Source organism: Leptolyngbya sp. FACHB-60 (genome assembly GCF_014695775.1).
Lineage (GTDB): Bacteria > Cyanobacteriota > Cyanobacteriia > Phormidesmidales > Phormidesmidaceae > Nodosilinea.
Map to the genome: position 1 here is coordinate 53,582 of NZ_JACJOX010000061.1, position 6,523 is coordinate 60,104.

Consider the following 6,523-nt stretch of genomic DNA (forward strand, 5'->3'; position numbering starts at 1 on the left):
GACGTGTTTAACCGAAGTCGTCGCAACCTGGCTCGTTGGTTCACCCTTTCAATGGGAAGCATTCTGGTGCTGTTTGCTGGAGCAATTTATCAGATCGAGATCACGGAAAAACTGGAAGCACTCGATCGCTTACTTCACGACAAGACTAGAGTGATGGCTGCCAGCGTGCATTATGAAGTGCGCCAAGACCAGAGTCAGGTCGATCTGAGCCATGTTCCGTTATTGGGCAGTGGCTCCCATCCGCTTGCAGAGGAGCTGATTTATGTGCGCTGGTATAACGCGCAAGGACGGCTCGTTCGCTTTTTCGGAGCGCCCCCTTCAGACCGGTTAGATACACCTCTTGGTTATCTCACAGTTCAATCGACAGATCCACTTTTGGAGGAAGAAATTTGGCTCCGTCAGGCGACATTACCGGTTGAGGGCAGAACTGGAACTTTGGGGTATCTTCAGGTTGCCGTTCCCCTCATGGAGACTCAACAAGACCTTCAGGAGCTTCAGATGGTGCTGGCTCTGACAGTACCGCTCACACTAGGACTCATTGCCCTCACAGGTTGGATTCTCAGCGGCTTTGCTATGCAACCCATTCGGCAAGCCTATCAACAGCTTCAACGGTTTACAGCAGATGCTTCCCATGAGTTGCGATCGCCCATTTCTGCGATTTTGACCAATGCGCAATTGGGATTACTCATCGCCGATGATGATTCCCGCTATCACCCTCCCTTGGAAAACATCGTGGATAGCGCAAGATCAATGGGTACTCTCGTCAATAATCTGTTATTGCTCGCTCGTCATCAGGGACAGCTTGCACCAGAATCACTCAAAATAATCAATCTCGACGATTTGCTCAACAATCTGGTGACTCAGCTTGTAACCCTAGCAAAACAGCAATCTATCAACTTGACCTATGAGCCGCCTGAGCAATTAATCGAACTGTGGGCTGACCCCGACTTGCTGCGACAGGCGATCGAAAATTTGCTCAACAATGCCTGTAAATATACTCCTTCTGGTGGCGTGATCCTGGTGCGCTTAGTGCCTCACCCTGGTTGGGCCGTGATTCAGGTAATTGACACAGGCGTTGGAATTCCAGAAACCGACCTACCCTATATCTTCGATCGATTCTACCGGGTAGACACTCAGCGTTCTCAGGAAAACGGTGGTTTTGGGCTAGGGTTGGCGATCGCCCGGCAAATTGTCCATGCTCATAGCGGGCGTATCTATGTCACAAGTGAGGTAAGTAAAGGCTCAAAGTTTCAGATTGAACTGCCCCTCAAGCCCTACTAGGGTCTTAACGGATTCAGAAGTCCAGAATGAGGAACTCCGGCTGCGGTGCAGACGGCCCAGAGAAGTCCTTAGTACTTAACCCGAACTCAGGTTAAGGCCATTATCAATAGTTACCTCAGTTACCTCCCAGCAGCGTCATTCTGCCCATTCAAAATCGATATTTCAGGAAATAGGTTGATTGCAGGTGATCGAACGTTGCCCGTAACCCGCCGCGAATAGACTCTCGAACTCAATTAATAACCATTAAACAGATGGGTTCACGGGTGTTGTTAGCCTGCTTGCTAGGTCAGCACAAACCTGGTGGAGTCTTTCATTCACCCACAAGCACTTTGGCGATCGCTTCAATCTGATTGACCGCGACTGAAATATGTCCTTCGTTTGGGAGGATGATCAATTTAGCTTGAGGTAGACCACCAGCGACTCGCCTTACTAGGTCGAGCGGTACGTTCCTATCTTCTTCACCATAGAACAGCGTTAATGGCATTTGGATTTCATCCAAACTGAAATCCCACTTCCTCAAATAAAGCTGAATATCCCAAGCCGCTCCTCGCGTACCTAAACGCAGTCCTTCGATCGCTGCTTGACGATAAACTTCCATTCGACCCGGTGATTCCAAGACTACATAGTCAGATAGTGGAAGTTGCGGTTTGAACGAAGCAAGCAATCTTTCTGGAGAACTGTTGAGCGATCGCTGCATAACTTTCAGCGACCCTCGATGTAATAAAGGAAATTGTTTGATGAGAATCCAACTCCAACGATTGAACTGCGGCAAATTGTTGATGGTATCCATTTGCCATGCCCCTGATGCAATCACCACTGCGTGTAATCGTTCGGGAATCTTTGCAGCACAGACAGCAGCATAGCCACCTCCTGCCGAAATGCCCAAAACTGAGAATTTATCCAATCCCAACCCATCAGCAAGCACCTCAATATCCTTCACCCAGTCAGAAAATCCGCGTTTGGGTTGAAAGTCAGATTGCCCGATTCCCGGACGATCTGGTGCAATGACCCGTAACCCCAATCGACTAAAAACTTCATCGCCCAACAACAATGGCTCTAATCGAGAAGCTCCACCACCATGAAAGTAAAGAAGTGGATGACCATTGGGTTTACCATATTCTGCATAGGCTAACTGCCGATTGCCAGGTAAAGTCAGCAAATTTGTTGTATTCATAAACCTCCTCACCGTTGCTCATCTGAAGCCTGCTCTACTTCTGCTGCTACATCTCGATTTTTAGCTTGAATGATTTGCTCAATTTTCTCTTGCGAAATGATTGGAACTCCTATCAAGGTTGCCATTGACCCAATACAGAATAGAACCAAACAAAATTTTATCTTCTTCAGAACCGCTTGCATGAGTACTTTTAATCTCCAATAATAACTATTACTCTTCTAATTGAACTGCTTTAGCTTTACAGTCAATCAGCCCAAACTGTAAAACATCAACTAAATCTTTGAATATTTTCTTAGTTGCTTCAATGTCAAGGATTGTAATTCCCTCTTGTGCTATTTCCTCAGGCTTCAATCCTAGCTTTTTAGGAACATAATCACCAAAATTTTTAGTAAGAATATCGATTACAAAAACTACTAATTCTGAATCTAAACCAGGATCAATATCGCCCTGATCCATTCCTTCGATGACCAAATTGCGAAAGAAATTTGAAGATGCTTCTTTTGCTTCCTCCATTGTTTTATCTCGAAACGGTAAATCCCCATAAAAGATTCGATATCTCAACTTGCTAAGCGCAGGATGTGTTAGATCAAATCTGATACTTGCCTCAAATAGCCAAAGCAGATAATCAAAAAACTTCATTTTAGACTCAGTCGGATGGATTTCTTGCAGAAAAGAAGTTTTTGTGGTGCTAATCAGACCTACCAAATATAAGTAAAGGTCTTTTTTGTCCTGAAAATACTGATAAAAACTACCTTTCGCGATTCCGGCACGATGCACAATACGAGAAATAGAAGCAGAATCGTAGTCATGATTGGAAAATTCATCAACGGCAATTTCTATCAATGACTCTCGCTTTTGATCAGGTAGGTTAAAAAAGGTTGAGCTAGGCATATTCAGACTGTTTTTATTTGTGACCGGTCAGTCATGTGACCGGTAAGTCACATTATAATCATGCAACGATTAGATCGTCTAGTCGGTTGCTTAATGTGCTGGGTTCTGAAGCAGTCCAGAAGTGGCTATTACACCTGGTGCAACTGCCTCGCTTCCCCTGGGATCCAGGAGAATGAGCTCTTGTTTCACCAGATTCAGCAGGTTTACGACACCAGTTGTCAAAGCTACGGTTCCCCTAGGATTCAGGTAGCCCTGGTGGCTCAGGGCGTGAGCGTCAGCCGTCAACGGGTGGTGCGGTTAATGGCTAAACTCGGCATCAGCGCTCGGTCTCGGCATAAATTCCAGGTGACAGCCGATTCTAAGCATGCTAGGCCAATTGCCGAGAATCACTTAAATAAAGACTTTGTAACGTCTGAACCCGACCGGGTAGGGTGGCTGACATGATTTATATCTGGACCACTGAAGGCTAGCCGTATCTGGCGGTCATCATGGACCTGTTTTCTAGGCGGGTGGTGGGATGGTCGATGGCCGAGCACATGCGCACTGAGTTATTGTTAACGGCCCTAAAAGCGGCATTAGGGCAACGCCAACCGGCTCTATCAGGGTTGCTGTTTCATTCTGACCGAAGCTCTCAATACGCCAGTGGTGAGTACAAAGGTGCACTTCAGCAGGCTACGATATTGGGCAGCATGAGCCGCCGAGGTAATTGCTGGGGTAATGTGGTGGCTGAAAGCTTTTTTGGAACGCTCAAAACCGAGTTGATTCATCCCAGAGTCCTCTCAACTCGTGCCCTAGCCCGCACTGTTGTTACCGAATGGATTGAGGTCTTTTATAACCCACAATGGTTACACTCAACCCTTGGATAACTGTCCCCAGTACAGTTTGAAGAAAACTATTGGTTCTCTTTAGACGGCCTGAGCGCAGGCTAATTTACCTGTCCACTTTCCTGAGTCAAGATCAAAAACCTCCTTGAAGTTTTACTATGTGCGATTTTGATGTTTTGGTCATCGGGTCAGGGCCAGCGGGCACCATCATCGCTGCTAGCCTCGCAGAACGGGGGCTCAAGGTGGGCGGTTTGACCGCTACGCCCGTGGATAAACCCTGGCCCAACACCTACGGCATTTGGGAAGACGAGCTGACGGCTCTTGGTTTGAGCGATCTCCTGAGTCATCGCTGGGATAACACCGTTTCTTACTATGCTAAAGGCGAAGTAAAGCACAATCGCGCCTACGGCCTGTTCGACAAAATTAAGTTCCAGCGCTACCTGCTTGATCGCTGCGCGGCGGGTGGAGTGAGCTGGCAGATGGATCGAGCCAAAGGTATTACTCATCAAGATTTGGGTTCGATCGTCACTACTGATGTTGGTGTGGAATTAAAGGCGCGGGTGGTGGTGGACACCAGCGGTCACAATCCGGTCTTCGTTAAACGCGAAAACCAAGGGCCAGTGGCCTATCAAGCCGCCTACGGCATCGTGGGACGTTTCTCGGCCCCGCCGGTGCAGCCCGAGCGATTCGTCCATCAAGACTTTCGGAGCGATCACCTCTCCGACTTAGAAAAAGCCCAAACCCCGCCCACTTTTCTCTACGCCATGGACTTCGGCCAGGATGTTTACCTCGTAGAAGAAACTTCCTTAGCTCTGGCTCCGGCCATGGGCCTAGATGTATTGGAGCGCCGCCTGCACCAGCGTCTCAAGTTTCGTGGTATCGAAGTTAGAGAAGTCCACGAGGTAGAGCGCTGCCTGTTCCCCATGACCTTACCCCTGCCGGACTTACAGCAGCCGGTGGTCGCTTTCGGCGGAGCCGCCAGTATGGTAAATCCGGCTTCGGGCTATATGGTGGGCGCTTTACTGCGCCGCGCTCCCAGTTTGGCCGATGCTTTAGCCTCAGCCCTAGCCGATCCGCAAAGTTCGCCCCAGCAAATCGCCCGCGCCGGTTGGCAGGGATTGTGGCCAGCTGATCGACTGCGGAAATACTACCTCTACCGCTTCGGCTTAGAAAAGCTGATGCGCTTCAACGAGCATCAGCTCAAGCATTTCTTCGATGCCTTCTTTAGCCTCCCCCAAGACCAATGGTCGGGCTTTTTAGCCGATGAACTCTCTACCCCTCAACTGGTGGCGGCCATGGTAAAGCTCTTTGTGCAAGCTCCCAACGACGTACGCTGGGGTTTAATGCAATTCCCTGGCCAAGAGAGCCAGCTTTTTTGGCAATTTTTGAGCCTGCAAGCGGCCCAAGCCTAAGCTTGACTTTAGCTATCTAGAAGGAACCTCAGTTGTGAGATCACAAGCCTTTCAAGGAAACGCTTCTGACTCTCTAAATATCGCCGTCTTACACCAATGTTGAGAAAAGTCTGAACTGGTGCTTTTAGAATCCTTGAAGTCTCGTTTGAGATCTAGTCAAAATGGCTAAAGTCGAGGTAAGGTCAGAGTCCTGGTTTAGTTAACCCCGCGCCACAGAGCAGCATCACAATCTCTCTTGGCAGCTCTTTCGTGAAACGTTCCAAAATTTGTCCAACCTGTGCTGGACAATTACCACTCAGCTATGTCATACCAATTACATATGAGTGTGCGTCAAAATGGAAGGTACTGCTAGCCCTTGAGGAAAAAGGCATGGGACGCCCGTTCATCGTTGAGATCGCAGAAAGCGAAGCGCAGTTGAAGAAGACGCTTCAACAGGCCCGTAGTGCTAGCCAAAAGGAACGACTGCAAATGCTCTACTGGCTTAAAGGCAACCAGGTGAGCAGCCGCAACGAATTGGCAGAGCGCCTAGGCCGTGATAAAGCGACCTTAACCCGGTGGCTTAACCGGTACAAACGGGGTGGTCTTGAGTCTCTGCTAGAAGTCGGTAAAGCCCCTGGCAAAGCCCCGGCCGTGAGTAGTCAAGCGCTAGCTCAACTGAAACAACGCTTGACCCAACGGCACGGCTTCGGGAGTTATGGTGAAGTGCAGCAGTGGCTCTTTGACGAGTTCGGCTTGAACTTGAAGTACAGCACGGTGCATCAACTGGTGCGCTACCGACTCAACGCCAAACTGAAGGTGCCTAGACCCAAAAGCATTAGGCAATCCCCCCAGAGCCCAGCGCACTTCAAAAAAAATATCGCTGGCGATGAAGGTGTTACAGGAACTGTTCAGCCAGGGCAAGCGGTTGCGTTATCTGTGCCAAGATGAAACGCGTTTAGGTC

7 protein-coding genes are annotated in these 6,523 nt (G+C 48.8%); 4 read left to right on the top strand and 3 right to left on the bottom strand.

From position 1 onward, the window contains the following. Positions 1-3 precede the first annotated feature (3 nt). Positions 4-1,281, top strand: a complete 1,278-nt coding sequence (locus tag H6F57_RS23015) for an ATP-binding protein (protein WP_190624499.1) — start codon at positions 4-6, stop codon at positions 1,279-1,281. A 310-nt stretch (positions 1,282-1,591) separates the two neighbouring features. Here the strand turns inward: H6F57_RS23015 and H6F57_RS23020 are convergent, their stop codons facing one another. From H6F57_RS23020 to H6F57_RS23025, 3 genes are read right to left on the bottom strand one after another with little or no spacing between them, the layout of a single operon-like run. After that, entirely contained in the window at positions 1,592-2,455 is an 864-nt protein-coding gene (locus tag H6F57_RS23020) for an alpha/beta hydrolase (RefSeq protein ID WP_190624500.1), read from the bottom strand. An 8-nt stretch (positions 2,456-2,463) separates the two neighbouring features. After that, the gene (locus tag H6F57_RS27305) at positions 2,464-2,637 is read right to left on the bottom strand and encodes a hypothetical protein (RefSeq protein ID WP_190624501.1); all 174 of its coding nucleotides are present in this window, start codon (positions 2,635-2,637) and stop codon (positions 2,464-2,466) included. Between the two features lie 28 nt (positions 2,638-2,665). Next, on the bottom strand, positions 2,666-3,346 hold the full coding sequence (locus H6F57_RS23025; RefSeq protein WP_190624502.1) for a TetR/AcrR family transcriptional regulator: 681 nt from the start codon (positions 3,344-3,346) through the stop codon (positions 2,666-2,668). 485 nt (positions 3,347-3,831) lie between these two features. Here H6F57_RS23025 and H6F57_RS23035 point away from each other — a divergent pair, with 485 nt between their 5' ends. The 3 genes from H6F57_RS23035 to H6F57_RS23045 all read left to right on the top strand — a co-directional run bounded on the left by H6F57_RS23035 (position 3,832) and on the right by H6F57_RS23045 (position 6,509). Further along, complete coding sequence (locus tag H6F57_RS23035) at positions 3,832-4,212, top strand: DDE-type integrase/transposase/recombinase (protein ID WP_347279985.1); 381 nt, start codon at positions 3,832-3,834, stop codon at positions 4,210-4,212. 116 nt (positions 4,213-4,328) lie between these two features. After that, a complete protein-coding gene (gene crtL, locus H6F57_RS23040) occupies positions 4,329-5,582 on the top strand; it encodes a lycopene beta cyclase (RefSeq protein WP_190624505.1) in 1,254 nt (417 codons plus the stop codon). 249 nt (positions 5,583-5,831) lie between these two features. Then, a complete protein-coding gene (locus H6F57_RS23045) occupies positions 5,832-6,509 on the top strand; it encodes a helix-turn-helix domain-containing protein (RefSeq protein ID WP_190624506.1) in 678 nt (225 codons plus the stop codon). Positions 6,510-6,523: the final 14 nt, after the last annotated feature.